The sequence below is a fragment of the Streptomyces sp. NPDC015220 genome, assembly GCF_043079345.1.
Lineage (GTDB): Bacteria > Actinomycetota > Actinomycetes > Streptomycetales > Streptomycetaceae > Streptomyces.
Genome location: NZ_JBIBUK010000014.1, coordinates 177,938 through 202,307, shown reverse-complemented (window position 1 = coordinate 202,307; position 24,370 = coordinate 177,938). Strand labels below are relative to the sequence as shown.

The 24,370-nt window shown below is 71.9% G+C and carries 23 protein-coding genes, 1 pseudogene and 1 riboswitch; of the genes and pseudogenes, 15 read left to right on the top strand and 9 right to left on the bottom strand.

Going from position 1 to position 24,370, the window contains the following annotated elements; all coding sequences use genetic code 11:
• Positions 1-611: 611 nt before the first annotated feature.
• Both ACF061_RS25850 and ACF061_RS25845 read left to right on the top strand, forming a co-directional pair.
• Positions 612-857: a hypothetical protein gene (locus ACF061_RS25850; protein WP_385427153.1), complete on the top strand. Its 246-nt coding sequence runs from the start codon at positions 612-614 to the stop codon at positions 855-857.
• A gap of 431 nt (positions 858-1,288) precedes the next feature.
• Positions 1,289-2,470: a hypothetical protein gene (locus ACF061_RS25845; RefSeq protein WP_392269348.1), complete on the top strand. Its 1,182-nt coding sequence runs from the start codon at positions 1,289-1,291 to the stop codon at positions 2,468-2,470.
• Between the two features lie 470 nt (positions 2,471-2,940).
• On the opposite strand, the gene ACF061_RS25840 is transcribed toward ACF061_RS25845, so the two are convergent.
• The 4 genes from ACF061_RS25840 to ACF061_RS25825 all read right to left on the bottom strand — a co-directional run bounded on the left by ACF061_RS25840 (position 2,941) and on the right by ACF061_RS25825 (position 8,289).
• Positions 2,941-3,711: a transposase gene (locus ACF061_RS25840; protein ID WP_392269347.1), complete on the bottom strand. Its 771-nt coding sequence runs from the start codon at positions 3,709-3,711 to the stop codon at positions 2,941-2,943.
• Positions 3,712-4,070: 359 nt separating this feature from the next.
• Positions 4,071-5,588, bottom strand: coding sequence for an aldehyde dehydrogenase family protein (locus tag ACF061_RS25835; protein WP_392269346.1), 1,518 nt, complete (start codon positions 5,586-5,588; stop codon positions 4,071-4,073).
• A gap of 305 nt (positions 5,589-5,893) precedes the next feature.
• Positions 5,894-7,132, bottom strand: a complete 1,239-nt coding sequence (locus ACF061_RS25830; protein ID WP_392269345.1) for a GAF domain-containing protein — start codon at positions 7,130-7,132, stop codon at positions 5,894-5,896.
• 440 nt (positions 7,133-7,572) lie between these two features.
• Positions 7,573-8,289 (bottom strand): BTAD domain-containing putative transcriptional regulator, encoded by a 717-nt coding sequence (locus ACF061_RS25825; RefSeq protein ID WP_392269344.1) that lies wholly within the window; start codon positions 8,287-8,289, stop codon positions 7,573-7,575.
• A gap of 452 nt (positions 8,290-8,741) precedes the next feature.
• Here ACF061_RS25825 and ACF061_RS25820 point away from each other — a divergent pair, with 452 nt between their 5' ends.
• The 7 genes and pseudogenes from ACF061_RS25820 to ACF061_RS25790 all read left to right on the top strand — a co-directional run bounded on the left by ACF061_RS25820 (position 8,742) and on the right by ACF061_RS25790 (position 13,313).
• Positions 8,742-9,650, top strand: a complete 909-nt coding sequence (locus tag ACF061_RS25820) for a manganese catalase family protein (RefSeq protein ID WP_392269343.1) — start codon at positions 8,742-8,744, stop codon at positions 9,648-9,650.
• Positions 9,651-9,751: 101 nt separating this feature from the next.
• Positions 9,752-10,000 (top strand): hypothetical protein, encoded by a 249-nt coding sequence (locus ACF061_RS25815; protein WP_392269342.1) that lies wholly within the window; start codon positions 9,752-9,754, stop codon positions 9,998-10,000.
• The gene (locus tag ACF061_RS25810) at positions 9,997-11,358 is read left to right on the top strand and encodes an Nramp family divalent metal transporter (protein WP_392269341.1); all 1,362 of its coding nucleotides are present in this window, start codon (positions 9,997-9,999) and stop codon (positions 11,356-11,358) included. Before ACF061_RS25815 ends, ACF061_RS25810 begins: the two co-directional genes overlap by 4 nt.
• Before the next feature lie 110 nt (positions 11,359-11,468).
• Positions 11,469-11,544: riboswitch (cobalamin riboswitch) on the top strand.
• Positions 11,545-11,605: 61 nt separating this feature from the next.
• Positions 11,606-11,827 (top strand): CbtB-domain containing protein, encoded by a 222-nt coding sequence (locus ACF061_RS25805; RefSeq protein ID WP_392269340.1) that lies wholly within the window; start codon positions 11,606-11,608, stop codon positions 11,825-11,827.
• A 22-nt stretch (positions 11,828-11,849) separates the two neighbouring features.
• Positions 11,850-12,602 (top strand): CbtA family protein, encoded by a 753-nt coding sequence (locus ACF061_RS25800; protein ID WP_392269339.1) that lies wholly within the window; start codon positions 11,850-11,852, stop codon positions 12,600-12,602.
• Positions 12,603-12,956: 354 nt separating this feature from the next.
• A pseudogene (locus ACF061_RS25795) lies at positions 12,957-13,133 on the top strand (transposase); the annotation flags it as partial.
• A complete protein-coding gene (locus tag ACF061_RS25790; RefSeq protein ID WP_392269364.1) occupies positions 13,110-13,313 on the top strand; it encodes a hypothetical protein in 204 nt (67 codons plus the stop codon). The pseudogene ACF061_RS25795 and the gene ACF061_RS25790, both read left to right, overlap by 24 nt.
• A 20-nt stretch (positions 13,314-13,333) precedes the next feature.
• Here ACF061_RS25790 and ACF061_RS25785 read toward each other — a convergent pair whose 3' ends face one another.
• The gene (locus tag ACF061_RS25785) at positions 13,334-14,299 is read right to left on the bottom strand and encodes an NAD(P)-dependent alcohol dehydrogenase (protein ID WP_392269338.1); all 966 of its coding nucleotides are present in this window, start codon (positions 14,297-14,299) and stop codon (positions 13,334-13,336) included.
• Positions 14,300-14,400: 101 nt separating this feature from the next.
• Between ACF061_RS25785 and ACF061_RS25780 the strand changes: the two genes are divergently transcribed.
• Positions 14,401-15,081 carry a TetR/AcrR family transcriptional regulator gene (locus ACF061_RS25780; RefSeq protein WP_392269337.1) on the top strand — a complete coding sequence of 227 codons (681 nt, stop codon included), beginning with the start codon at positions 14,401-14,403 and terminating at the stop codon, positions 15,079-15,081.
• Positions 15,082-15,146: 65 nt separating this feature from the next.
• Here ACF061_RS25780 and ACF061_RS25775 read toward each other — a convergent pair whose 3' ends face one another.
• The 3 genes from ACF061_RS25775 to ACF061_RS25765 form a co-directional block, all read right to left on the bottom strand.
• A complete protein-coding gene (locus ACF061_RS25775) occupies positions 15,147-15,731 on the bottom strand; it encodes a histidine phosphatase family protein (RefSeq protein WP_392269336.1) in 585 nt (194 codons plus the stop codon).
• A gap of 1,083 nt (positions 15,732-16,814) precedes the next feature.
• Complete coding sequence (locus ACF061_RS25770; protein WP_392269335.1) at positions 16,815-17,525, bottom strand: class F sortase; 711 nt, start codon at positions 17,523-17,525, stop codon at positions 16,815-16,817.
• 130 nt (positions 17,526-17,655) lie between these two features.
• Positions 17,656-18,378 (bottom strand): hypothetical protein, encoded by a 723-nt coding sequence (locus tag ACF061_RS25765; protein WP_392269334.1) that lies wholly within the window; start codon positions 18,376-18,378, stop codon positions 17,656-17,658.
• A gap of 1,010 nt (positions 18,379-19,388) precedes the next feature.
• Here ACF061_RS25765 and ACF061_RS25760 point away from each other — a divergent pair.
• The 4 genes from ACF061_RS25760 to ACF061_RS25745 all read left to right on the top strand — a co-directional run bounded on the left by ACF061_RS25760 (position 19,389) and on the right by ACF061_RS25745 (position 22,501).
• Positions 19,389-19,763 carry a 5-carboxymethyl-2-hydroxymuconate Delta-isomerase gene (locus ACF061_RS25760; protein WP_392269333.1) on the top strand — a complete coding sequence of 125 codons (375 nt, stop codon included), beginning with the start codon at positions 19,389-19,391 and terminating at the stop codon, positions 19,761-19,763.
• A 156-nt stretch (positions 19,764-19,919) separates the two neighbouring features.
• A complete protein-coding gene (locus ACF061_RS25755) occupies positions 19,920-20,657 on the top strand; it encodes a helix-turn-helix transcriptional regulator (protein ID WP_392269332.1) in 738 nt (245 codons plus the stop codon).
• Between the two features lie 738 nt (positions 20,658-21,395).
• On the top strand, positions 21,396-21,917 hold the full coding sequence (locus tag ACF061_RS25750) for a DoxX family protein (protein WP_392269361.1): 522 nt from the start codon (positions 21,396-21,398) through the stop codon (positions 21,915-21,917).
• A 161-nt stretch (positions 21,918-22,078) separates the two neighbouring features.
• Entirely contained in the window at positions 22,079-22,501 is a 423-nt protein-coding gene (locus tag ACF061_RS25745; protein WP_392269331.1) for a PPOX class F420-dependent oxidoreductase, read from the top strand.
• A gap of 70 nt (positions 22,502-22,571) precedes the next feature.
• On the opposite strand, the gene ACF061_RS25740 is transcribed toward ACF061_RS25745, so the two are convergent.
• Positions 22,572-23,564: a GlxA family transcriptional regulator gene (locus tag ACF061_RS25740; protein ID WP_392269330.1), complete on the bottom strand. Its 993-nt coding sequence runs from the start codon at positions 23,562-23,564 to the stop codon at positions 22,572-22,574.
• A 147-nt stretch (positions 23,565-23,711) separates the two neighbouring features.
• On the opposite strand from ACF061_RS25740, the gene ACF061_RS25735 reads away from it, so the two are divergent.
• Entirely contained in the window at positions 23,712-24,302 is a 591-nt protein-coding gene (locus tag ACF061_RS25735; RefSeq protein WP_392269329.1) for a cysteine hydrolase family protein, read from the top strand.
• Positions 24,303-24,370: the final 68 nt, after the last annotated feature.

The window sequence follows — 24,370 nt, the reverse complement described above, 5'->3', positions numbered from 1 at the left end:
CAGTGCGGGAACCAGTCCTGACCCTGCTCGTGTTCTGCCTGGTCGAGCGCCAGGTTCACCGGGCCCTCGGGAGCGACCAGAAGATGCCCGGGCTCTATCCCGGCAACCAGCAGGTCCGGCCCACCGGCCGGATGATCCTCTACCATCTCTCCGGCCTGCGGCTACGCCTCGTCGGCGCCACGACCCGCCGATCATCGTCATCAGCCGCGGCGTCCAGCTCCATCCCCTCGACCTCCTCGGCCTGGAATCGACGCATCCCCGCTGGCCAGAGACCTGAACGAGCTACCCGTGGCGCGCCAGGGGCCCTCCTGGGAGCGTTGACGGCATAGCCCACAACCAGCGGGCGCACACGCCCGTAAGGGCGCGTCCTTCCCTCAGTGTCGGTGGGCGTACGGAGGATGACCAAGTGGTCGTCGGAGGCACGTGACCTGTGGCAAGCTCATCTCCCTGGGGGAGAGGAACGACTGATGACCCATTACCAATGCGGATCGTGCTCGTATCAGAGTGACCATCTCGGCGAGGCTCAACAGCACTCGCACCAGACGGGCCACGTTTGCATCGGCAAGGACGGTGCCGGGCCAGCCGGAGGTAAGTTCGGCAAAGCCAGGGTCGTGGTTAAGGCCGGCGCCAGCGTTCTGGCCGCCACCACCATCGGGGTCCTCGCCTGGAAGTACAAGGGGCTTCAGGAAGAGCACGAGGAGCTCCAGACGAAGCACGAGGGGCTCCTGTCCATGGCTGCCGGACTGGTCGTGCAGTTGGCGGAGTCGACGGCGGAGAACGAGAGCCTGAAGTCGGAGAACGACTACCTGAAGTCGGCCACCGGTGCCTCGAAGACGCTCAAGAGCTACGACTGCTGAGTGAGGGCGTACTGCGGGTAGTGCCATTGGTGGACGGGTGCCCCGGCGCTCGATGCCGTTGGAAGGTCGAGCGGGTGTCGGCCCAGCCCGGCGCTAGATCCGTTCTCCGCAGGTCATCCATTCGGGAAGATCAACAGATCGCAGCGGGTCAGCCTCCGATCAGCGCAGCGGTCCGAGTTGCAGAACCCGCCGAAGCACGATCACCTGAGGACCGTGATCAAGCTCTGAGGCTGTGCAAAAGAGTGACCCGCGAAGTACGGAGCTAGTGCCTTGTTGTATCAGTCAGTTCGTCCCCGTTGGCGGTGAAGTCATCTTTTTCGCCGTTCAATTGAGTCTGCGGCTGCCGGGATTGGCCCCTTGGCCCGCGTGTTGAAGGGCCCTGCGGAGCCGGAGTGGTCCGCACTGTCGGAGAGCGGCCATAGGCTTCCCTCATGAGTTCGGTGCGCGCCCGAGTGTGGCGTTTCACGGTTGAGAAGGGAATGGCCGGCGCTGAGGCTGTCCAGGCCGTTGAGATCGGGCAGGGCTCTCTGCCAGTGTCGTTGGCTGCCGTGGTCAACATCAACGCCCTTGCCTGCGACCTGCGCAAGACGGTCGATCAGCGTGTGCGCGACCACGAGATCAGCCTCCTGCTCAGCTATATCGTCGGCAGCCCGGGTACTGGTCCGCTCGGGGTCGACTGCCCCGCCCTCGACTCCAGCTCCCTCCACATCCGCCGCTTTGTCAGCGAGTGCACCGGGCTCGGGGTGATGACCGCTGTCAGCGAGGCCCTTTTCGACTGGGAGCCTGGAGCCAACGGTCTCAGCAGCTTCGACGTCCTGCCTGGGAAACTAGTCGGCACCTATACCAAGAAGGGTGTGCGGCCGGATCTGCTGTACGACCTGGCCGCCGGTCCGCTCGCCGGAGAGGCGCGGGGCCGCCGCCGCGACCACGAGCAGATGTTCCCGGCCGGCAAAGGCACCCAGCCGCAGAAGACACGCTTGGAGAAGCTCGCGCAGTGGTCCGTCGATCACGACGATCACGCCTACTTCATGAGCTGGGTCTGGCTCGGCACGGGCGGCGTCTACGTCGACATCTTCCTGCCCGACGGCTCCCCGGCTATGGCCGGGCTCAGGACCGAGTGGATCGACGCGCCAGGCAGCGCAACTCCCTGGCGATTCCGTGTTCCCCGGCCCGATCCTCGTCGCCGAGCGGGCATGGAGTCGGAGGAACCTCTCCTGACCTGGCCTGATGACGTGCCTGGGTCCAGTGACGAGGGTCCGGCCGATGGAGCCGGGGCCCACGTTGGGACGGCGGTCAGACGGGCCGAACCGGTGGTCGAGGCCGCGATGAACCGGTCCTTCGGACGTGAGGACACACTCGGCACCTTCTCCGGCGTCGAGGTGCGCGGCCGGTGGATCCGCGGCGATGCTGTCGGCCCGGCACACCATGAGGTGCTGCTCGGCGTCCTGGGAGAGCGAGTGCCGCTGGACCACCGGGCCCAGCGTCGTGGACTGGCCGCTCCGGCGGCCGACCGGCTCGACGTGTTCCTCGAAGGCCGCCTCCTCACCATCGTGCACCCGGTCGACAGCCCGCGGCCGAGCTGGGACCGGATCCAAGCAGAGCTGCTGGAGTAGACAGGCTGGCGGCCCAGGTCCACGTCGCGCGCCCGATCTAGCCTCCTTGCGCTAACTTGGCGACCAAGATCTCAAAAATGTGGCACAACCAGGTCCGCTATCACATCACGGGCTTCTACCCCGTCGGACAACTGGCGCCTCGACCACACTTGATCTTCGGCGACCTCGCCGTGCCGAAGCGTGATACCGAGAGCGTTCGCCGGTTCAGCACGCATTCGACGTCGCCTGATTACTGAGGTAAGGCGCATCTGCCCGAAACCCAAATGATCAGCATGGTCATCCGTGGTAGCTTTCGTGACGAGTTGGAGGGCGTGTGAACAGCGAGTTCCTGCTCGGCTTGATCGCTGCGGGAGCGGCGTTCGGCGGAGCTGTCCTAGGCGCCGGTGGTGCAGTCATAGCCGGACGCAGTCAGGCTAAGCGTTGTCCCGTAAATGATCTACGACGTGTCCGCTGACCTGCTTGTCTCGCCGTTACTCGGCAAGGGTGAGGTTGTGCAGGCGGGCGATGCCGAGCATGGCGTGGTGAACGCCGTCGCCTCTCAGGCGGCAGTCGCGGAGGATCTTCCAGGTCTTCATGCGGGCGAAGGCGTGCTCGACGCGGGCGCGGACTTTGCGGTGGGAGGCATTGTGCTCCTCTTTCCAGCCGAGGAGGTCGGCCTGGCCTGGCTCGCGGCGGTGTGGGATGACCAGGCCGGTGCCCCGGTAGCCGCCGTCGGCGATGACGGTGGTCTTGCCGACGGCGTCCTTGGCGCCGGACAGCTCCCACGCCTTGCAGTCGTTGCGGTTGCCGGGTACCGGCCGGCCGACGGCGACGACGAGCCGGGTGTCAGCGTCGATCACGACCTGGTGGTTGGTGGAGTACCGGTAGTTCTTCGACTGCTCGGCCATCTGGTGGTCGCGGGTGGGGACCAGGGTCCCGTCCACGATCAGCACTGTGTCCTTGCGGAACCGCTTGCGCTGCTGCAGGGCGAGCGAGGGTGCGAGGTGGTCGATGATGCGGTCGACCGCGGACTTGGACACCCCGAACAGCGGGGCCAGTTGGCGCAGGGTGAGGTTGGTCCGCCAGTACGCGGCGACCAGCAGCACGCGGTCTTCCAGCGGCAGGCTCCACGGCCGGCCCCTGCGCACCGGGTCCGCACTCTCGCGCCGCAGCGCGGTGACGAGCTTGCCGAACTGCCGCGGACTCAGCCCGGTGAACGGGGCTATCCAGGAGGGCTCCGACGCCGTGATCACACCAGCCACACCAAGATCATCTCACCTGTGAGCAGCAGTTACGGGACAACGCTGAGTGCGCCCGCCGCGCCGGCCAGAGCATCGAGGTTCTCTTTCGCCACTACGCCAAGTTCCTTGACGGCCTTCGAGAGCAGGCGAACCGTCTCATCGAGCAGTCCATGAACGAGTGGCAGCGCGTCAGTCAGGGTGACGTACCCGAGGGCTGAACCGGGGGTTTGGTCCGTGACTGGTCCGGAAGCACTGGTCAGGAGGGGTGCAGTCGTGGGAGGAATTGGGAGTTAGCACGCAAGCCGGGCCCGGTCCAGAACGGGTTGCACGAAGGGCGCCTGACGGGTGAAAACCCAGGTCAGGCGCCTTTTCGCATGTGTCTAGAAGAAGCCCAGCTTCTTCGGCGAGTACGACACCAGAAGATTCTTCGTCTGCTGGTAGTGGTCGAGCATCATCTTGTGGGTCTCTCGGCCGATGCCGGAATTCTTGTATCCGCCGAAGGCGGCGTGCGCCGGATAGGCGTGGTAGCAGTTGGTCCACACCCGGCCGGCCTTGATCTCGCGGCCGAGGCGGTAGGCGAGGTTGCCGTTGCGGGACCAGACGCCGGCGCCGAGGCCGTAGAGGGTGTCGTTGGCGATCTTGACGGCCTCTTCGGGGGAGTCGAAGGTGGTGACCGAGACGACCGGACCGAAGATCTCCTCCTGGAAGATCCGCATGTCGTTGGTGCCCTTGAAGACGGTCGGCTCGATGTAGAAGCCGCCCTCCAGTCCTTGCACGCCGCGCGGCTTGCCGCCGGTGAGGAGTTCGGCGCCCTCCTGCCTGCCGATGTCGATGTAGGAAAGGATCTTCTCGTACTGGTCGTTGCTGGCCTGGGCGCCGATCATGGTCTGCGGGTCGAGCGGGTCGCCGCCCCTGACGGCCCGGGTGCGTTCCAGGGCGCGGGACATGAACTCGTCGTAGATGGAGGAGGCGATCAGGGCCCGGGACGGGCAGGTGCACACCTCACCCTGGTTCACCGCGAACATCACGAAGCCCTCGACGGCCTTGTCCAGGTAGGCGTCGTCGGCGGCCATGACGTCCGGCAGGAAGATGTTCGGGCTCTTGCCGCCCAGTTCCAGGGTGACCGGGATGATGTTCTCGGAGGCGTACTGCATGATCAGCCGGCCGGTGGTGGTCTCACCCGTGAACGCGATCTTGGCGATGCGCGGGTTCGAGGCGAGCGGCTTGCCGGCCTCGACGCCGAAGCCGTTGACCACGTTGAGGACGCCCGGCGGAAGCAGGTCGGCGATCAGCTCGACGACCTTCAACAGGCTGACCGGGGTCTGCTCGGCCGGCTTGATGACCACGCAGTTGCCGGCGGCCAGGGCGGGGGCGAGCTTCCAGGCCGCCATCAGGATCGGGAAGTTCCACGGGATGATCTGGCCGACCACGCCGAGGGGCTCGTGGAAGTGGTACGCGACGGTGTCCTCGTCGATCTGACCGATGCTTCCCTCCTGGCCGCGCACCACGCCGGCGAAGTAGCGGAAGTGGTCGACGGCGAGGGGGATGTCGACGTTCAGGGTCTCCCGGACCGGCTTGCCGTTCTCCCAGGTCTCGGCGACGGCGATCCTCTCCAGGTTCTCCTCGATGCGGTCCGCGATCCTGTTGAGGACGGTGGCCCGTTCGGCGGCGGAGGCACGGCCCCACCGGTCGGCCGCGGCGTGGGCGGCGTCCAGCGCGAGTTCGACGTCGGCGGCGGAGGAGCGGGCGACCTCGCAGAAGACCCTGCCGTCCACCGGGGACGGGTTGTCGAAGTAGCGGCCCTCCACGGGGGCGACCCAGTCGCCGCCGATGAAGTTGTCGTAACGGCGGGCGAAGTCGATGATGCTGCCTTCGGTCCCCGGCTGGGCGTACACCATGGCGGCTCTCCTCGAAAGGGGTGGCGAGTGCGGTGCCGCGACGGCCCGTGCCGCCGCGTCGGCGCCCACTGTGGGCCACGGAGGTTGGCGCCGGGTTGGCGCGGGCTCCGCGGCGCCCTCGGGGGCGGCGGACCGTGCCCGCCGTGCGGCCGCGACGACGCGGGGCAGTCCTCCGTCGCGGCCGGGAGCTTTGGGGAGGGGCCGGCTCCGACGGGCCCGTGGACGACCGGTGGCCCGTTTCGGCGCCGCGCCGTCCGGCCTTGACGTCCCGCGGCCTGCCTCGGCGCCGCGCGGCGGGCTCGACGTCACTCGCGCAGCGCCGACGCCAGCCGCCCGGCGGCGATGGCGCGGCGCGTGTCGCCCTGCCCGAGCAGGCGCAGCGCGTGCTCGTGCACCTCCGCGTCGTACGGGGCGCGTTCGCCGTAACGGAGGGCGTGCTCCGGACGGGTGCTCGACAGCACCGCCTCGCGGGCGGTCACTTCCAGCCGACTGCGCCACTCCTCGATGCCCGGCGCGGTGGAGCGGGGAAGCAGCGGGCCGCGGTACAGACGCAGGGCGGTCTCCGCGTCACCGGTCTCCAGCGCCCGCAGTACGTCCACGGCGTCGCAGGAGACGGGGACGGTCAGGGCGTAGCGGCGGGTGGCGACACCGCCCCCGAGGGCCCGGCGCAGATGGGAGATCTCCGCCTTGAACGTGGAGGAGCCGACGGGCCGGTCGCCGTACAGGGCCGCGCGGAGACGTCCCGGTGAGAAACCGTCCGGTTCGAGTGCGAGGAGGGTCAGGATCTCCACCTGCCTCGGCCGCAGGGGGAAGGACCGGCCCGCGCGCACGGCCCGGTCGGCGCCCAGGCAGATCAGACGCACGGGATCCGGGGTGTCGGGGGCCCGGCGGGGCGGCTCGGCGCGGAGCCGGGCCTCGATGGCCGACGCCAGCGAGCGCACGGTGGACATGGCCAGGGGGTTCGAACGGTCCCAGGTGGTGGACATGTCCAGCACGCCCAGGACGCGTCCGTCCGGGCCGTGCACGGGGGCGCAGTAGCAGACCCATCCGTGCAGCACGCTCACCAGGTGCTCGGCGGAGAAGACGGAGCTGGGGCGTCCGGTGCGCAGGGCGAGGGAGAGGGCGTTGGTGCCCATGGCCTGCTCGTCCCACCGGCCGCCGGGCGCGAAGTTGACCTTCTCGGCCCGGCTGCGCATGGCCCGGCCGCCGCATGTCCAAAGGATCGTCCCGGACTCGTCGGTGACGGCGGTCACGAACCCGGCGTCGTCGGCGATGCTGCGCAGCTCGTCCGTGAGATCGTCGATCGGCCGGCGCAGCGGCGAGTCGGACCAGCGGTGGCGCACGGTGCCGCCGTCGGTGACCGGAGCGCTGTCCCGGCCGGGGTCCACACTGCTGAGCGAGCGTGCCCAGGACTGGGTCACCTCGTGGCGCAACGCCTCCGCGCCGCCCGGCGCCGCCCCCGAGCTCCTCAGTCGCGGAACCAGACGGGACCACTCGTTCTCCAGCCTGGCCCGGTGGCGCTGAAGGTCACTTCGTTGTGACATCTACGTCTTCCCCTGCCGTCGAACGGGGACGGGTCGCCTGTCGTCCGCGAGGACCCGGCCGGTGCGCCTGACCGATAGAGCCGGTCTGCCAGTCCGAACGGATGTGCGCCCTGTGCGGAGTCCGAACGGACGCGTGTCCCGCACGGGACCACCGCACCCGGCTCGGTCCGCGGTCCGACGACAGTGTTATCGGTCAAGCGGGCGGCGAAATCAAGGGTGAATTCCCCCGCGGACCGGGAACGGGCGTTCGCGGGCGAGGTCGTCGAGGAGTCCGTCGCCCCACTCGGCCCCCGGCCCCGTGCGAACGCGACGCCGTCCACTGCCTGGCCGCGCACCCGGACGCCGGTGTCGCGCGGTGCGCCGGGACCGTGTGCGCCGCCGGTGCGGGGCTCCCGCCGTCCGCCGCGCCGGGGCCGCCGGCCCCGCGGGCCGGGGACGGGTCATCGCTGCCGGATGCCCGACACGCGCCCCAGATACGGCGCCAGGAGACGGCGGTAGTCCGTGGAGGGGCACAGGCCGAGTTCGCTGCGCAGCCGCCGGCGGTAGCACTCGAAGTGCCGCAGCGCCTCGGCGGCGTTCCCTTCCGCGAGATGTGTCGCGGTGATCTCGCGGTGCGCGCTCTCCCGCAGGGGTTCGGCCTCGACGGCCGCCATGGCGTACATCATGGCCGCCCACATGCGGCCGTGACGGCGATGGTGGCGGCTGACGGCTTCCAGCGCGTACAGCCGGGTCTGGTGGAAGTGCTCGCGCGTGTCCGTGAGCCAGTCGTCGTACCAGCTGGGCAGGAACTCCTCGCGGAGCAGCGCCGGAACCTCCGTGCTCGGCGCGTCCCTCGCGCAACCGTTGGCCAGTGCGGCGGCGTAGCCGGTGGCGGCGTGCAGATCGACGTCCACCTGGTCGGAGATGGCCAGCCGTGCCGCTCGCAGGTCCACCAAGCGCCGATCGCTGCGCCGGGAGATCCTCCACAGGGTGGAGCGGAGGCTGGCGCCCGCCCGGGCGAGGGGAAGATCCGGCCACAGCAGCTCCGCCGCGTGCTCGCGCGGGACGCCGTGCGCGTGCAGGGCGAGGCAGACCAGCAGCCGCTGCGCCGCGGGCGGCAGGTACACCGCATGCCAGTCGATCCGCAGTTCGAAGCCGCCCAGCACCCGCAGGGACACGGCAGGGGACCGGTGTGCAGGGGAGCCGTGTGTCACGGCTCGGGAGCTGTGGGTCTCTGGAGGCATCACCGCGCACCTCGTGTGTCGTACGACTGCTGCAAGCCAGGTAACCGGGTCCGAAACCCGTCAAACGGCCGCCACCGTGACGGGCGCCCGGCAGCCCGGCCCGGTCGCCGCGCCGCTTCGCGGGGACGCCGTCACCGTCGTGTCACCCCGGGCTCCTCCCGGTGGACCGGCGCGGCGCGGACGCCGGCCGGCCGGGCTCGCACCGGTGGACCGTCCGCGCCACGCAGCCGGTCCGGCGCGGCGATCACACGGTCCCACCCCGCCCGGTAGGCCGGCGGGGACGTTCAGGTGACGGGTGCCGCCTAGCGTCGGCTCATGAATCCCGGCCGCCTGAGCGCCGGCGCCGACCGCCTCAGGGCCGGACCGCGAACCCCACAGGAGCGACGATGTTCTCCCACACGCAACGTCTGCAGTTCGAGGCCAAGCCGGAGAAGCCCGACCCCGTCTACGCGCACAAGCTCCAGGAACTCGTCGGCGGGGCCTACGGCGAGATGTCGGTGATGATGCAGTACCTGTTCCAGGGCTGGAGCGCCCGGATCAAGGGCAAGTACAAGGACCTGATCATGGACATCGCCACCGAGGAGATCGGCCACGTGGAGATGCTGGCCACCATGGTGGCCAGGCTCCTGGAGGGCGCGCCGGCGACCGCCACCACCAAGACGGCCGTCAGTGACCCGGCCATCGGGGCGGTCATGGGCGGCATGGACCCCCAGCAGGCCATCATCGCCGGCGGCGCGGCCCTGCCCGCCGACAGCAACGGCTACCCGTGGAACGGCCGCTACGCCATCGCCAGCGGCAACCTGCTGGCCGACTTCTACGCCAACGTCGCCGCCGAGGCGCAGAGCCGGCTGCAGACCGCGCGGCTGTACAACATGACCGACGACCCCGGCGTCAGGGACATGCTCAAGTTCAACCTCGCCCGGGACACCGTGCACCAGAACCAGTGGCTGGCCGCCATCGAGCAGCTCCGCGAGGACGGACTGGAGGGCGTCGTCGTCCCCGGCGGACTGGAGGACGAGGAGTACCGGGAGCACGCGCAGACCCTCTGGCACCTCTCGGACGGCGCCGAATCGGGCCAGGGGCTGTGGGCCAGTGGCCCCGCACCCGACGGCGAACACGAACTGAGCCTGCTCCAGACGCCGCAGCCGCTCGGGGACATCGGCATGGCGCCCGCGCCCGACCCCAGGCTCTTCGCCACCTACGACGGCAGCCAGGGCAAGCCCAAGGGCCCCGTCCTGGGGACCGAGACCGGCATCAAGGGCAAGATCAAGGACGCGCTGACCCCGGACGAATGAGGCCAGCCGGCAGGGCCCGCCAGGCGGCGGGTCCTGCCGCCCGCCGCACCCCGACGGCGGGCACATCGGCACCCCCCGCTCCGCGCACCGGAGGAGTGATCATGGCAGTCCCCGCCCCGGCAGCGGCACGGAACCGCGCCCGCCCGTCGCCCGCACGCGTCCTGCTGCTCTGCCTTCACCTCACCGCGGCGGCCACCCTCCTGGTCCTGGGCGACTGGCCGCAGCGCCTGATCGCGCCCGTGCTGCTGGCCGCCGTCGGCTACCGCACGGCACTGTCCCGGCGCCCGGCACGAGCGGGGCCGGGGCGTCGGCAGGACCGGCCGCCCAGCAGCGACAGGAGCCGGCCATGATGCTCGATCCACGGTCCTACCGGCACCCCCCTTCGGGCACCCTGCGACCGGACACCGGCGGACGACCGGTCCCGGACGCGCCGGAGCACCCCACCGGCCGACCGGAGGACCCCACCGGCGGGCACCGCCCCGGGCCACCCGCCCCGCCGCGGAGCACGGGCCGCGCCCGCGTCGGCCTGGCCATGCTCGGACCGGCGGTGGTGGTCTCCGTCGCCTACGTGGATCCGGGGAACTTCGCCACCAACATGACCGCCGGCAGCCGCTACGGACCGCTGCTGCTGTGGGTGACAGCCCTGGCCGGCCTGGTGGCGATCTTCGTGCAGTACCTCGCCTGCAAGGTGGGCGTCGCCACCGGCAAGGACCTTCCCGAACTGTGCCGCGAACACACGCCACGGCCGGTCGCCTACGGCCTGTGGGTGCAGGCGGAACTGGTGGCCATGGCGACCGACCTGGCCGAGTTCGTCGGCGGGGCGGTGGCACTGCGCCTGCTGTTCGGGATACCGCTCCTGCCCGCCGCCGTCCTGGTCGCCGCGCTGTCCCTCCTCCTGCTCGCCGTGGCCCCCGAAGGCCGGCGCCGTTTCGAGACCGTCACCGCGCTGCTCCTGCTGGTGCTCGTGCTCGGCTTCCTCTACCAGTCCGTACGGGCCGGTTCATGGCGCGGTGCCCTGACCGGGATGCGACCCGAACTGGCCGGGACGCAGAGCCTGTTGCTGGCCACCGGCATCATCGGCGCCACCGTCATGCCACACGTCATCTACCTGCAGTCCTTTCTCGGCAAGCTGCCCGGCGCGACCTCACTGGCGGGAAAGCGAAGCGCACTGCGGGCGCACCGGACCTCCCTCGTCGCCGCCCTCGGGCTGGCCGGCCTGGTGAACGCGGGCATGCTCACCCTCGCCTCCGCGACGCTGCACCGCTCCGGCAGCCACGGTGAGGGCCTCGAGGACTTCCACGACGGTCTGCGGCTCGCACTCGGCCCCGGCGCGGCCCTCGCCTTCGCGCTGGCCCTCCTCGCCTCGGGCCTGGCCTCGGCCGGCGTGGGGACGTTCGCCGGACAGGTGATCATGCGCGGCTTCCTGCACCGGCAGGTGCCCCTGCTCGTCCGCCGGCTGCTGACGATGGCACCGCCACTGGCCGTGCTGGCGACGGGAGTCGCCCCCACTCGGGCACTGGTGTTCAGCCAGATCGTGCTCTCCTTCGGCATTCCCCTGGCCCTCGCACCACTGCTGTGGTTCACCGCCCGGCGCTCGCTGATGGGCCCGTTGGTCAATCGAGGAGTGACGACCGGATGCGCGGTGGCCGTCTGCGCCGCGGTCAGCGTCCTGAACATCGTCCTGGTCGGCCAGGCCGTGTCCGGGTAGGCGCGCGGCCGACGCCCGCGAGCAGCGAGCGGGAGCCTCGGCTGCTCAGGCCGTCTTGGTCGTGCGCGCGTCACGCGGTACCGTCTGTGCGATATCGACGACGGCGAGACGGAAGCCGGTGGAAACCCGGCACGGTCGCGCCACTGTGTGCGCGGCGCCTCTTCGGGGGCGTCGCGTGAGTCAGACCCGTGGCCGTCGTCCTGTGCACCACCGAGATGGGACGCGAACTCCCAGAGGAGGTCCTGCCATGGCGCAGACCGTCGCCCAGCCGACAGCCACCGCCCCCGCCGTTCCCGCCAAGCTGCCGCTGAAGTCGATAGCCCCCTGGGCGGTCTTCTTCGGCATCCTGATGCTGGTCCTGCTGTACTTCGTCGGCGCCGAGCAGGGCGCCACCTCCGTGTTCAACGGCACGGACGTCCACGAGTGGCTGCACGACGGCCGCCACCTGCTCGGCTTCCCCTGCCACTGACGCCGGGGGATCCACCGCGCCCATGAACTCCGCAACCGTACGCAACCTTCTCGTGCGGGGCATGCTCGCCGGCCTCGCCGCCGGTGTGCTCGCCCTGGTCGTGGCCTACTTCCTCGGTGAGCCGAGCGTCGACAAGGCGATCGGCTTCGAGGAGGCCCACTCCCACGAGCACGAGACGGAAGTCGTCTCCCGCTCCCTGCAGTCCACCGCCGGCCTCGCCACCGGCGTCCTGGTCTACGGCGTCTCCTTCGGCGGCATCGCCGCGCTCGCCTTCTGCTTCGCGCTGGGCCGCGTGGGCCGGTTCGGTCCGCGCGCGACGGCGCTGCTGCTGTCGGGCTGCGCGCTGCTCGCGGTGTACGTCGTGCCGTTCCTGAAGTACCCGGCCAACCCGCCGTCGGTCGGCGAACCCGACACCATCGGCAGGCGGACCGCCCTGTACTTCCTGATGATGCTGCTCGGCGTCCTGCTGGCGGTCGCCGTCACGATCCTGGGCAGGCGCCTGGCGCCCGGTCTGGGCACGTGGTGGGCGACGGTGGTCGCGGTGGCCGCGTTCGCCGTCGTGATCGGTCTGGCCTACCGGTTCCTGCCGGCCGTCAACGAGGTGCCGGCGGACTTCCCGGCCACCCTGCTCTGGCGGTTCCGGCTCTCCGCGCTGGCCATCCAGACCGTCCTGTGGGGCGGATTCGGCCTGGCTTTCGGTGAGTTGGCCGAACGTCTGCTGAACCCCGAGCCGGCGTCCGCCGCGGCCGGGCGAGCGGTTCCGGCCGCGCGCTGATCCCGTCCGGACGAACACAGGGCCCTCCGGAACCACCCGGGGGGCCCTCTGGCGTATCCCGGACACCGAGGCGCACGGCACCACCAAAACGGCACGGGGAGCGGTGGGAACCGGTGCGTGCCGCGGGGTCCCACGGCTCGAAGAGCGCGGGGGAGTGCCGGCCGGAAGTCCTCGTACCGGACGTACCCGGGCGTTCGGCCGGTGCGGGGGATGGAGGCCCGCTGTCCGGGGGAGAGGTGCCGGGCGTCGCGACGGGGCGAACGTCGGCCGTCGAGGCGCTAGTCGGCGTCCGGCGCTGCCGGCGGACGGCCATGTACCGAAAGTGGATCTCGGGGCTGTGAATGATCACCGCTTATGGGTAGGGGAGATCTCACGGACGAGCAGTGGGCGGTGCTGGAGCCGGTGTTGCCGAAGGGTGCCAGGACGGGGCGGCCACCCGTCTGGCCTCGGCGGCCGCTGATCGACGGCATACGGTTTCGTGTCCGGACGGGAGTTCCGTGGCGGGACGTGCCCGTCGAGTACGGACCATGGAATGGATCGCGTGGCGGCCGGCCGCCGAAGTTCGACAAGGACGACTACAAACAGCGGCACGCGGTCGAGTGCGGGATCAACCGCCTCAAGAGGCACCGCGCCGTCGCCACGCGATACGACAAGCCGGCGGTCCGCTACGAGGCGACCGTCCTCATCGCCGCCATCAACGAGTGGCTGTGATCAGAACCTCCACAGACGTCCTACGCGACCCTGACCACGTACTTGCCCTGGACGCCACCCGCCTCCAGCGCCCGGTGTGCCGCTGCTGTCTCCTCCAGAGGGAAGACCGTGTCCACCGCAGGGCTCAGCTTGCCCTCGACCACATGGCGGGCGAGGTCGTCAAAGTCCGCCCGCGTGGGGTTGCCGCTGAAGAAACGCACCCGGCCATGTCCGTGGACCGTGCTGGCCGCGAGGTAGCCGAGCGACGCCGCAGGCCGTTTCAGGTCGAAGGCGATGGTGACCATGCGCCCGCCCGGATTCAGTAGGCGCCGGAAGGCCCGCAGGTCGGTCCCCGCGGTGTCCACGACCACGTCGAAGCGGCCCAACTCCGCCGGCCGCACGGTCCGGTGGTCGACGGCCTTGTGCGCGCCGAGCCCGCGGACGAAGTCGAGGTTGGCTGCACGGGCCAGGGCCGTGACCTCGGCGCCGTACGCCCGTCCGAGCTGGACGGCGGCGTTGCCGACACCGCCCGACGCGCCCCGGACGAGGAGTCGTTCGCCGGGTCGCAGCCCGGCTTTGTCCCGCAGCGCGGTGATGGCCGTGGTGGCCACCGGCAGCGCGGCGGCGTCCACCAGGTCAAGGCCGTCGGGGAGCCGGCCGACCCGCTCAGCGGGTACGGTCACATACTCGGCGGCGCTGCCGAACCCGGAGGTGCGGCCCAAGACCCCCCATACGCGGTCGCCGGCCGCGAACCGTGTGACTCCGGCCCCCAGTGCGGCGACCTCGCCGGTGAAGTCCAAGCCGACGCGCTTGGGGAATTTCCGGCCGCTCAGGAGGCGGAGACGGCCGGCACGTGCTGCCAGTTCGCCGCCGTTGACGCTGAACGCGCGCACCTTCACAAGGATCTCCCCGGGGGCCGGCTCAAGGCGTGGCACGCGGCCCGTGTAGAGCACATCGGGGCCGCCATAGCGGTCGTAGAGCACTGCCTTCATCATGCGGTCGTTCATCGTTCTGCCTTTGCCGCCGGGGGCCGTACAGGGATCTGGCACCGACCGTAAGCTCTCAAGTGGACGCAATCGTCCACTTGGACCGGAAGCGAGAGACAGTGATGGCGGAATCCTCTCGGATCACAGCCCGGGGCGGAGTGCGGGCGGACGCCCGGCGCAACCGGGAGCGCGTCCTCGTCGCCGCCCGTGCGGTCTTTGCGGAGCACGGGATCGACGCCCCGATGGCGACCGTGGCCCGACGGGCCGGGGTCGGCGTGGCGACGCTGTACCGGCATTTCCCGACCCGGGACGCCCTGGTGAGAGGCGCGTTCGCGCAGCAGATGGAGACCTGCGCGCGGGCACTCACCGAGGCTCTGGCCGCCCCTGACCCGTGGCAGGGCTTCCAGCATCTGGTCGAGACGATCTGCGCTCTGCAACGGGAGGAACGCGGGTTCCCGGCCGCGTTCGTCGCGGCCTTCCCGGAAACCGCGTCGGAACACGCGCAGTACCGGCACCGAGCCGAGCGGGACTTCACGACTCTGGTACGCAGGGCCCAGGCGTCTGGCGCGCTGCGGGCCGATTTCCACCCTTCCGACCTAGCGGTGGTCCTGTTGGCACACTGCGGTCTGGTGACCGCCCTGCCGGATGATGGTGCGGCGTCCCGGCGCCTGGTGGCCTATGTGCTCCAGTCGTTCCGTACCGACACGGCCGACGAACCGCTGCCCCCACCGGCCGCACTGACGCTGCGCAGCCTCCCGTTTGCAACTGACGGTCCCCAGGGGCAGCGGTCCCCCAGAGCCTGACATGAAACGGTACCTGCCGCAGGGCACGTCCAGTCCGACAACTCCACTCTCGCAGCAGGCCCTAGCTAGTAGTCGGCGTCCGGCGCTGCCGGCGGACGCCCCAGTCGCAGATTCCACCGGCCGGAGCGGCCGCTGAGCTCCGTCACCGTCAGCGGCGGCACGTCGAGACGCCAGAAGGCCGCCACGGGCAGGTCCAGCGCTTTCACGGTCGCCGCCCGTACCACCTCCGGCTCGACCACGGCGAGGGTACGGCCGGCCACGGCCTGCGCGTCGGCGAGCCAGCGCGCGACCCTTTTGCACAGGTCCCGGACGGACTCACCGCCATGGGGCGCGCAGCCGGGGTCGGTGAGCCAGCGGCCCACCGCCTCCGGCTCGGCGGCTCCCACCTCGTCCAGGGTGCGCCCCCGCCAGCGGCCCATGTCGAGTCCCGCCAGACGGGGCGCCGGCACGCCGTCGAGGCCCAGTGCCGCGGCCGTCTCCCGGCAGCGTGCGACCGGTGAGGTGAGGACCCGGACCGCGACGGGCAGCGACCCGGCCGCCGCCCGGGCCCGTGCGGCCCCTATGTCGTCGATCGAGCCGCCGTCGTCGAAGCGGGCCTGGCGCGACGACGCACTCGTCGCGGGGGAGACGAGTAGGACTCGGCTGGTCACGCGGTCGCTCCTGCTGTCGTCGTCACGGGGTACGGGGACCCGACCGGGGCGCGTACGTCCACCGGTCGGGGCCGGTGGCTTCCTGCCGGACTCGCCGGGCCGGGGCGCGGCGGTCGCTGATCCGGCGGCCCGGGGCGGCGCGGGTCACGGCCCGGGACCGTCCAGGGCGACGCCCTCGGCGCGGCCGAGCAGGTGCGCGTGCCGCGGCCCGCAGCCTAGCGCGTCCGCGAACCCGGCCCGCGGTGCGCGGCACCCGGAACCGACGGGAACCGCGTCGCGGGGAGCGACGCGTCCGCCGTCCGGACGGCGGGGCGGGACGTCCGGCGTCATCGACGACGTGGCGCGGGGCGTTCCCGGCGGGTGTCGGGAAAGGTTGGTCCAACCAGTTGATCAGTCGGCCCGCGTCCACCACGGTTCCAACGACGTCTACCTGGACCGCAACCACGGCGGCATCCTCATCGTCTGGAACCGGCTCCTCGGCACCTTCGAACCCGAGGGCGAGCGCGTGGTGTACGGCCTGACGAAGAACATCGGCACCCACAATCCGCTGCGGGTCGCCTTCCACGAGTACGCGGCCGCCTGGCGCGACGTCCGCGCACCTCGTCGCCTGGGCCGCCGCCGTCGCCGTCCTGGCCCCCGCGCTCGGGCCGGTGATGGGCGTCGCCGTGGCCGGGTACGCCCCGGTCCTGGTCGCCATGGCCCTGACCGCGCGGGTGCTGGGCAGCCGCGGGACCCGGGGCGGGCTGGTGTTCGTCCGCTCCGACCTGCTCGTCGGGCTCGTCGGGCTCGGCGCGGCGGGGCACGACTTCACGGGGCGCGGCGTCGTGGTCATGGTGACGCACACCCTGGCCCTGCTCGTCACCGCCTTCGCCGGGGGCGCCGGGCAGGGGGAGGACGGTCTTCGCGCCCCGGGAACGGAGCCGGCGCCCGCGGCCACCGCCGACGGCTCCGGCCGGCGACGGCGCGGGCGGACGCCGGGCCGTGGCCGGCGCCGGCCGTCGACGGCCGGCGCCGATCGCCGGTCCGCACGCGGAGCCGAGAACGCCGTGCCCGGAAGGCGTGTGCCGTCGCGACCGCCGCTCGTCACTCGGGCCGGGACGACTCCAGGTGGGCGAAGACGACCACGTTGTCCTTGTAGTCCCTGGAAGTGCGGTCGAAGGTGCCCCCGCACGTGATCAGACGCAGTTCGGGCTTGGGAGTGTCGGCGTAGACCTTGTCGTCGGGGAAGGCGGCCTTGCTGTAGGTCTCGACCGCGTCGACCTCGAAGCGGGCGACGACACCGTCGGCGCGGGTGATGTCGATGAACTTCCCGGTGTCGAGCGAGTCCAGTTCCGCGAAGACCGCCGGTCCGCTGGTGGTGTCGACGTGACCCACGACGATCGACGAGCCGCGCTCGCCGGGGGACGCCCCGCCCTGGAACCAGCCGACCAGGTTGTTGTCGCCCACGGGGGGCGGTTCGAGCTGCCCGGACGGGCCGAGGGACAGCTTCGTGAACGGCGCGTCCACGCCGATGTCCGGGATGGAGATGCGTGTCGGCTCTGACCGGGGCAGCGCCTCGTCGTCGTCGGGGGTGGCCGTGGGACGCGGTGAGTCGGAAGGGGGAGAAGCGGGGGCGGAGGCGGAGGAGGCCGGTGGGTGGGCCTGGTTGGGGTTGCCGAGGCTCTTGACGGGGCTGCCCAGGGACTGGTTGACGAGCAGAGCCCCCAGCCCCACGGCCGCGGCCGCCCACACCAGACTGTTCCGGCGGGGCCGTGCGGCGGGCTGCTCCGTCGGAGGCGGCTGCGAGAGGGGCATGCGCGGTGCCTTTCATGAACGCGTGACGGTGAGCCACACCGACGGTGGGAGGCCGCTGTCGCGATTTCCGTCACCCCGGGGCGACGGAGACCGCGACAGCGCGGCAGCCGGTGGAGAGGGATGTGGCCGGTCAGGCGGCGGAGGCGTTCGACGCCTTGCGACGGCGCAGGACGTAGGCTCCGGCTCCCAGCCCGCCGAGGAGCAGCGCGGCCCCCAGGCTCAGGCTGCTGTCGGCATCCGCCAGACCGCCGCCACCGGCGTGGACGCCGCCGCGCGGCTTCTCCCCGCCACGGTCCTCGCCCCGCGACGAACCGCCGTCCTCGTCGCGGTCGCCGCCGCGCCCGGAGTAGCCGCCCTCGTCGTCGCGGCCGCCCTCGTCCCCGCCCCTGTCACGGCCGCCGTCCTCACCGCGGCCGCCGCCCTCGTCGTCGCGGCCGCCCTCGTCCCCGCCCCTGCCGCGGCCGCCGTCCTCACCACGGTCGCCGCCCTCGCTCTTCTTCAGGGCCAGCGCGCCGCCACCGGCGTGGACGCCGCCGCGCGGCCTCTCCCCGCCGCGGCCCTCGCCCCGCGACGAGCCACCTTCTTCACCGCGGTCTTCACCACGCTCGCCGCCGCGGCCGCCACCGCGGGACGAGTTGTCGTCGGAATTGTCGCCCCTGGACGAGTTGCCCTCGTCCCGGCCGTTGTCCTCCGAGTCGCCACCCTGACGGTCCTCGTGCGAACCGCCACGGTCGGCGACCGTTCCCTGTGGGGAGCTCAGCGGGGCAAGGCTGATGGCGCCGGCAGCGGGAGCGGAGAGTGCCACGGTCGTGGCGATCGCTGCGGCGGTGAACAGACTACGAGTGATGCGCATGGGTGTTCCTTCCGTCGCCACTGCGAGAGCCGGCACTCCGCCGGCTCACTTGGATCACAGCGGTGACGTGATCACATTCGGCAGGAAATCCGGGCCCGGCCACTGGAGCGCAGCATTTGGGCTACCCGGACGCCGGCCGTGACGGCCACGGGCGGCGTACCCGCACTCCCGCTTCAGTACCGCCGGACAGGTCGTCCCGTACCGCCGCACGGAGCAACGAGTCGCGCGGCGGCGCGGATTCACCCGTCCGCCGGTGACACAGTCACCCGGCGCGCCCTCAAATCGACCGCGCCGCGGGGAAGTTGCGGCTCACCGTGCCGACCGTTCGTCGGATCGGGTCTGTGGTGGGCGCGGTGGAAGCGGGGCCGGGGCCGGGTTCTTCCGGCAGCACCGGCCACCGGGAACTGTCGCGCCGGAGGTTTCCGGCGCATACTCCGATCATGGCCACCGATGTGGCCGGGGCGGCGGCCGGCCCGGCGCGAGCCGCTCGAACCGTCCGAGGGAGGGACCCGTCGCTTGGAGAGACGGCCGGGATGCCGGAGCCGGGCAGGCCGGCGGTCGCCGGGCATCCGGTGACGGTGCGTGCCGCCGTACGCTGCGCGCCGCCGCACCGAGTGACGCCGCGCGCAGTCGCACCGAGGTGCGCGGAGACGCGCGGCGGGACCGTCCGCCTCGTTCTCGTTCGGAAACGGCCCGGCCGGCCGGGGCCGAGGAGTGGCCGTACCCGCTCCGGGCGGCAGCGGGGCCGGCGCCTCGACGCGCTGACCGATCCCCTGGGCCGGATCCAGCCGTCCGTGGCGCCGCGCGATCCAGCGTCAGGACGCCCGCCGGTGCCTGCTCAGGGGCCTGGTCAGGCGCCCGGTCCGGCGCCCGGCGCGGGCGCCAGGTGGCCGCCCGCCGGACCGGACGCGAGGGTGACCGAGCCGCGGCGCCGGGGGTGGGGCGGAGCGGGCACCGGGATGGGGTGAAAATGGTTGCCTTGGAAAACCAGAATGCGTGAAAGGTCCTGCATGCCGCACCTCACCATCGACTACTCCGCGGAACTGACCGACGGCTTCGACCGGGTCGCCCTGCTCAAGGAGCTGCACCCGCTCGTGCTCGAGGAATCCGGTTCGACGGGTGTGTGCAAGACGTTCCTCCGCCCGGCCGAGACGTATGTCGGTGACCGGCTGGGCGAGGAGAGGGTCTTCGTGCACGTGGAGGTCGGCCTCATGCCGGGACGTTCCGAGGCCCGGAAGGCGCACCTGTCCGAGAGGATCCTGGAACTGCTGGCCAGGCACCTGCCCGCGGGCGGCGCGGACGGAGCCGTGGTCTCGGTGGAGGTGAGGGAGCTGGCGAGCTCCTACCGTCTGATCCCCGCCGCGCGGTCCGGCTCGGGTGGCTGACGGGGCTGCTCCATCCTGGTGGCAGCCGGCGCGAACCACCCGAGGAGCCCGTTTCGCGGAGCGCGGTTCCCACCGGCGGGGCCACCGGGGGGACGACGCGCGGGACTGCGCGGGCGAGGTCCTTCGACCCACATGTGTGGCCGATACAATGGTGGCATGGGACTGGACCACGGTTCGCTGACCGCCCTGGCCGTCCTCGGCGACGAGCCTCGCCGCCGGATGTTCGAGTTCATCCGGCAGCAACGGCACCCGGTCACCCGCGAGGGAGTGGCCGACGCGCTCGGGATCTCCCGCAAGCTGGCGGCCTTCCACCTGGACAAGCTGGTGGCGGCCGGACTGCTCCAGGCCCACTACGAGTCCCCCTCGGGCATCCGCAAGGTCGGCCGCAAGCCCAAACTGTACGAGCCGACGGCCGATGCCGTCGCCGTCAGCATTCCGGAGCGCCGGTACGCCATGCTGGCCGACGTCCTCACCGAAGCCGTGCTGACGGAAGCGGCGGACGAGTCGGCCCGTGAGGCCGCGTTCCGTGTCGCGTTCCGGCGCGGGGAAGCCCTCGGAGCGGGTGAGCGCGAGCGGATCCGTCCCGGGCGGCTGGGCGCCGAGCGCGGGCTGAGCGTGGCCGCGGGGATTCTCGAGGAGTTCGGTTTCGAGCCGGAGCGTGCCGCACCCACGGTGCTGCGGTTGCGCAACTGCCCCTTCCACCCGCTGGCGGCCAAGGCCCCTGAACTGGTGTGCGGCGTCAACCAGGCGTTCCTGGCGGGCTGCCTGCGTGGCCTGGGGAGCGACCGGACCATGGCGGTGCTCGCCCCGCGTCCGGGCTCGTGTTGCGTCGAACTGCGCGGTGTGGACGGGGCCGACGGCACGTCGGGGCTCGGCGCCGCCTGCGGGCGCTGAGCCGAGTCCGGCTCCGGCACGCCGAGGGGGCGGCCGCGGCCCCGCCCGTATGGCGACGCTCGGGGCGGACCGCGGCCGGCGGCGGCTCGGCGGGCCCGGGCGTGGCTCGGGTTCGGTCCGGCGGGACGCCGAGTGCGGCGGCGGTGCGGCCGGGGGTCCGGCCCGGTCGGAGGTGCGCGGTCGCCCTGGTGATGACCGCGCACGCTCCGGTCGGCGGCACTTGACCCGGCTCGGGAATAAGGCAAACAATCGTTGGAGAAACACCTCCCGCGCGATTCCCGGGCGAGGTGCCGCGGATGACGGCGTACAGCGATCTCAGGGTTCCGCGCCGGGCGGAGTGGCCGGTCGGCGGTGCGCCGGCCGGGCCGTCCGGCCATCTGTTCGAGCCGATTCCCGTCAGGAGGCCGATCGGCTCGCCGGCGTTCCGTGCGGGTGCGGCGCGCGGGCTCTTCGAGCAGGGGGCACCCCCGGAGAGCAGGCACCGGACGCCGCTCCTCCACGGGCGGACGCCGCCTGCCGCGGCACCGGCCCCGACGGCCGGCCGGCCCGCCCGGGGTGCGCGGTCGCCGCCGCTGCGGAAGCGTGAGTCATGGGCGGCAGGTGCTCCGCGCCGTCGCGCGAGGCCCGCCGCCGACCGGTGACTCGGTGTCCCGCCGAGCTGGGGGTCGTACCCGTTCCGGCGTTCCTTCCCGGAGCATTCACATGGTCGTCAAACACATCCTGTTCCAGCCGCCGGTCATGGCAGGACCGACGGCACACCCCCCTGACGTGGCCAGGTCGTCGGCTGCCGACTGGGGGCTCCTCCTCATCAGGCTGACGTTCGGACTGCTGATGGCCGGACATGGCGCCCAGAAGCTGTTCGGCCTCTTCGGCGGCGGCGGCCTGGCGGCGACCGGCAGGGCGTTCGAGGCCCTGGGCTACCGCCCGGGGGCGGTCTTCGCCGCGATCGGCGGTCTGTCGGAAACCCTCGGCGGCCTCGGACTGGCGATGGGATTCCTCACCCCGCTGGCCGCCGCGGCCCTGATCGGCATGATGATCAACGCGATGGTGACCGTCACCGCGGCGCACGGCCTGTGGGAGACGGACGGCGGTGTGGAGTACAGCGTCTGCATCTCCGCCGTCGCCCTGGGCATCGCGCTCATCGGCCCCGGCCGATGGGCCGTCGACCGGTTCTTCCGCTGGGCCTCGGGAGGCTGGGCCGCTGGCGCCTTCGCCCTGGGCCTCGGCGGCGTCGGCGCCGCCATCACCCTGAACCTCTGACCACGATCCGGCCGGCGCCGACCGGCGACCCCGCCGTCCGCCGGCCCCGATGAGCAACGGCCACCAGGCGTGGCCGGACGGCCCGGCCCACGCCGCGTCCGGCAGAATCGGCCCCGGCGCCCGACCGGCGCCCGGGCCCTTTCGTGAACCGGAGGAACCAGATGTCCAAGCCCCCGCTGCCGCCCGAGGCCGTGGAACTGCTGCGCAGCCCCAACCCGTGCGTGATGGCCACCCTGCGCTCCGACGGCGCGCCGGTCTCCACGCCCACCTGGTACCTGTGGGAGGAGGGACGCGTCCTGATCAGCCTGGACGAGGGACGGGTCCGCCTGCGTCACCTGCGCCGCGACCCGCGCGTGACCCTCACCGTCCTCGCCGGGGACGACTGGTACACGCACGTCACCCTCATCGGCCGGGTCGTCGGGATGCACGCGGACGACGGTCTGGCCGACATCGACCGTCTCTCCACCCACTACACCGGCCGGCCCTACCCGGACCGTGTCCGCGCCCGGGTCAGCGCCTGGATCGAGGTCGACCGCTGGCACGGCTGGGGCGCGCTGAAGGACAGTGACCAGGCGTCCACCTGAGGCCGGCGGCCCGATGCCGTGAGCGCGGCATCGGGCCCCCGGCCGGGCCCCCGGCCAGGCGCCGCCGCGGTCAGGCACGGCCGGCGCGGAACCGCGACCGGTACTCCGTCGGAGTCGTGCCGAGCCGGCGCCGGAACGCCCGGACGAGGGTGTCGGTCGTGCCGAACCCGCAGACGGACGCGACGCGTTCGAGGGTGTCGTCGGTGGACTCGAGCCGGCCGCGCGCCCGTTCGACGCGGGCGGTCTCTATGTAGGCGCTCGGCGTCGTGCCGAGTTCGGACTTGAAGATCCGGGTGAGCTGCCGCTCGCTGACGTGGGCGTGCTCGGCGAGGTCCGCGACGGTGAGCCGACCGCCGAGGTTGTCCGTGATGTGGTGCCGGAGGTCCTCGACGCGCCGGGTCGCGGAGACGGGTTCGAGGGGAACGCTGAACTGGCTCTGCCCGCTGGGCCGTTTCAGGTACATCACCAGTTGCCGGGCGACGCGCAGCGCGACGCCCTCGCCGAAGTCGTCGGCGACCAGGGCGAGCGACAGGTCGAGGCAGGCGCTGATGCCCGCGCCGGTCCACACGGCGCCCTCGCGGATGAAGATGGGATCGGGATCGACCTCCACCGCCGGGTGCTCGGCGGCGAGTTGTCGCGCGGTCGACCAGTGGGTGGTGGCGCGCTTGCCGTCGAGCAGCCCCGCGGCGGCCAGGATGTGCGCCCCGACGCAGACGGACGCCACCCTGCGCGCCCGGCCGGCGAGTGTCCGCACCCGGTCGACCACCGCGGGGTCGGCGAGGGCGTGTACGCGACCGCGGTCGTCGACCTCGACGGAGCCGGGCACCAACAGGGTGTCGATGCCGCGGGTGGACGCCTCCCGGAAGGTGACGTCGGGCAGGACGCGCACCCCGGCGGACGTGGTGACGGGGGCCATCGTCTCGGCGGCGAGGAGGACTTCGTAACCCGCCGCGCCGTCGGTCTCGCGCCGCAGCAGGGAGAACACCTCCGGAGGGCCGGTGATGTCGAGCAGATCGACGTCCTCGAAGAGAACGACGACGACGAGTCGTTCGGCGGTGCTCATGATCCTCCGTCAGTCCGGCGGCGGTGATGTCCGGATCTGCATGTTAGACGTCATTGCCGACACTCCCGGGTCGCCCGTAGGTTTCCGGACGGGGCCCGCCGCGCGTGCGGGCGACGAGATCCGGAACCGACCCGAGGTGGTTGACCCATGGCTACGACGACACTGCGCGAACTGAACGGCTTCGACGAGACACCCGCCGCGCTCGCCGATTCGACCCTGATCCTGGTCGACTACCAGAACACCTACGTCGGCGGTGTGATGGAACTGGAGGGCTGGCAGGCCGCGCTCGACTCCGCCGCCGCGCTGCTGGGCAGGGCCAGGGAGGCCGGCGCCAAGGTCATCCACGTCGTCAACGACGGCGGCCCGGGCACTCCGTACGACATCAGGTCCGAGATCGGCCGGATCCACCCGAGCGTGGCGCCGGTCGAGGGCGAGCCCGTCGTCGTCAAGCAGGCGCCCAACGCGTTCGTCGGCACCGACCTGGGCGAGCACGTCGACGCCGCCGGCAACACGGACGTGGTCGTGGCGGGGTTCATGACGCACATGTGCGTCACGTTCACCGTGGAGGGCGCGTTCCTGCGCGGCAACCGTCCCACGGTGGTCGCCGACGCCTGCGCGACGCGGCCGTTGCGGGCGGTGGGCACCGAACTGACCGCCTCGCAGATCCACCACAGCGCGCTCGCGACGATCGCGGACCTCTACGGGATCGTCGTCGAGTCGGAGAAGTCCCTGGCCTGACGGCGGGGCGACGTCGTCCTGCCGAGGGGGGCGGTGCGGGCGGCGGACGTCCGCACCCGGCGCCGCGG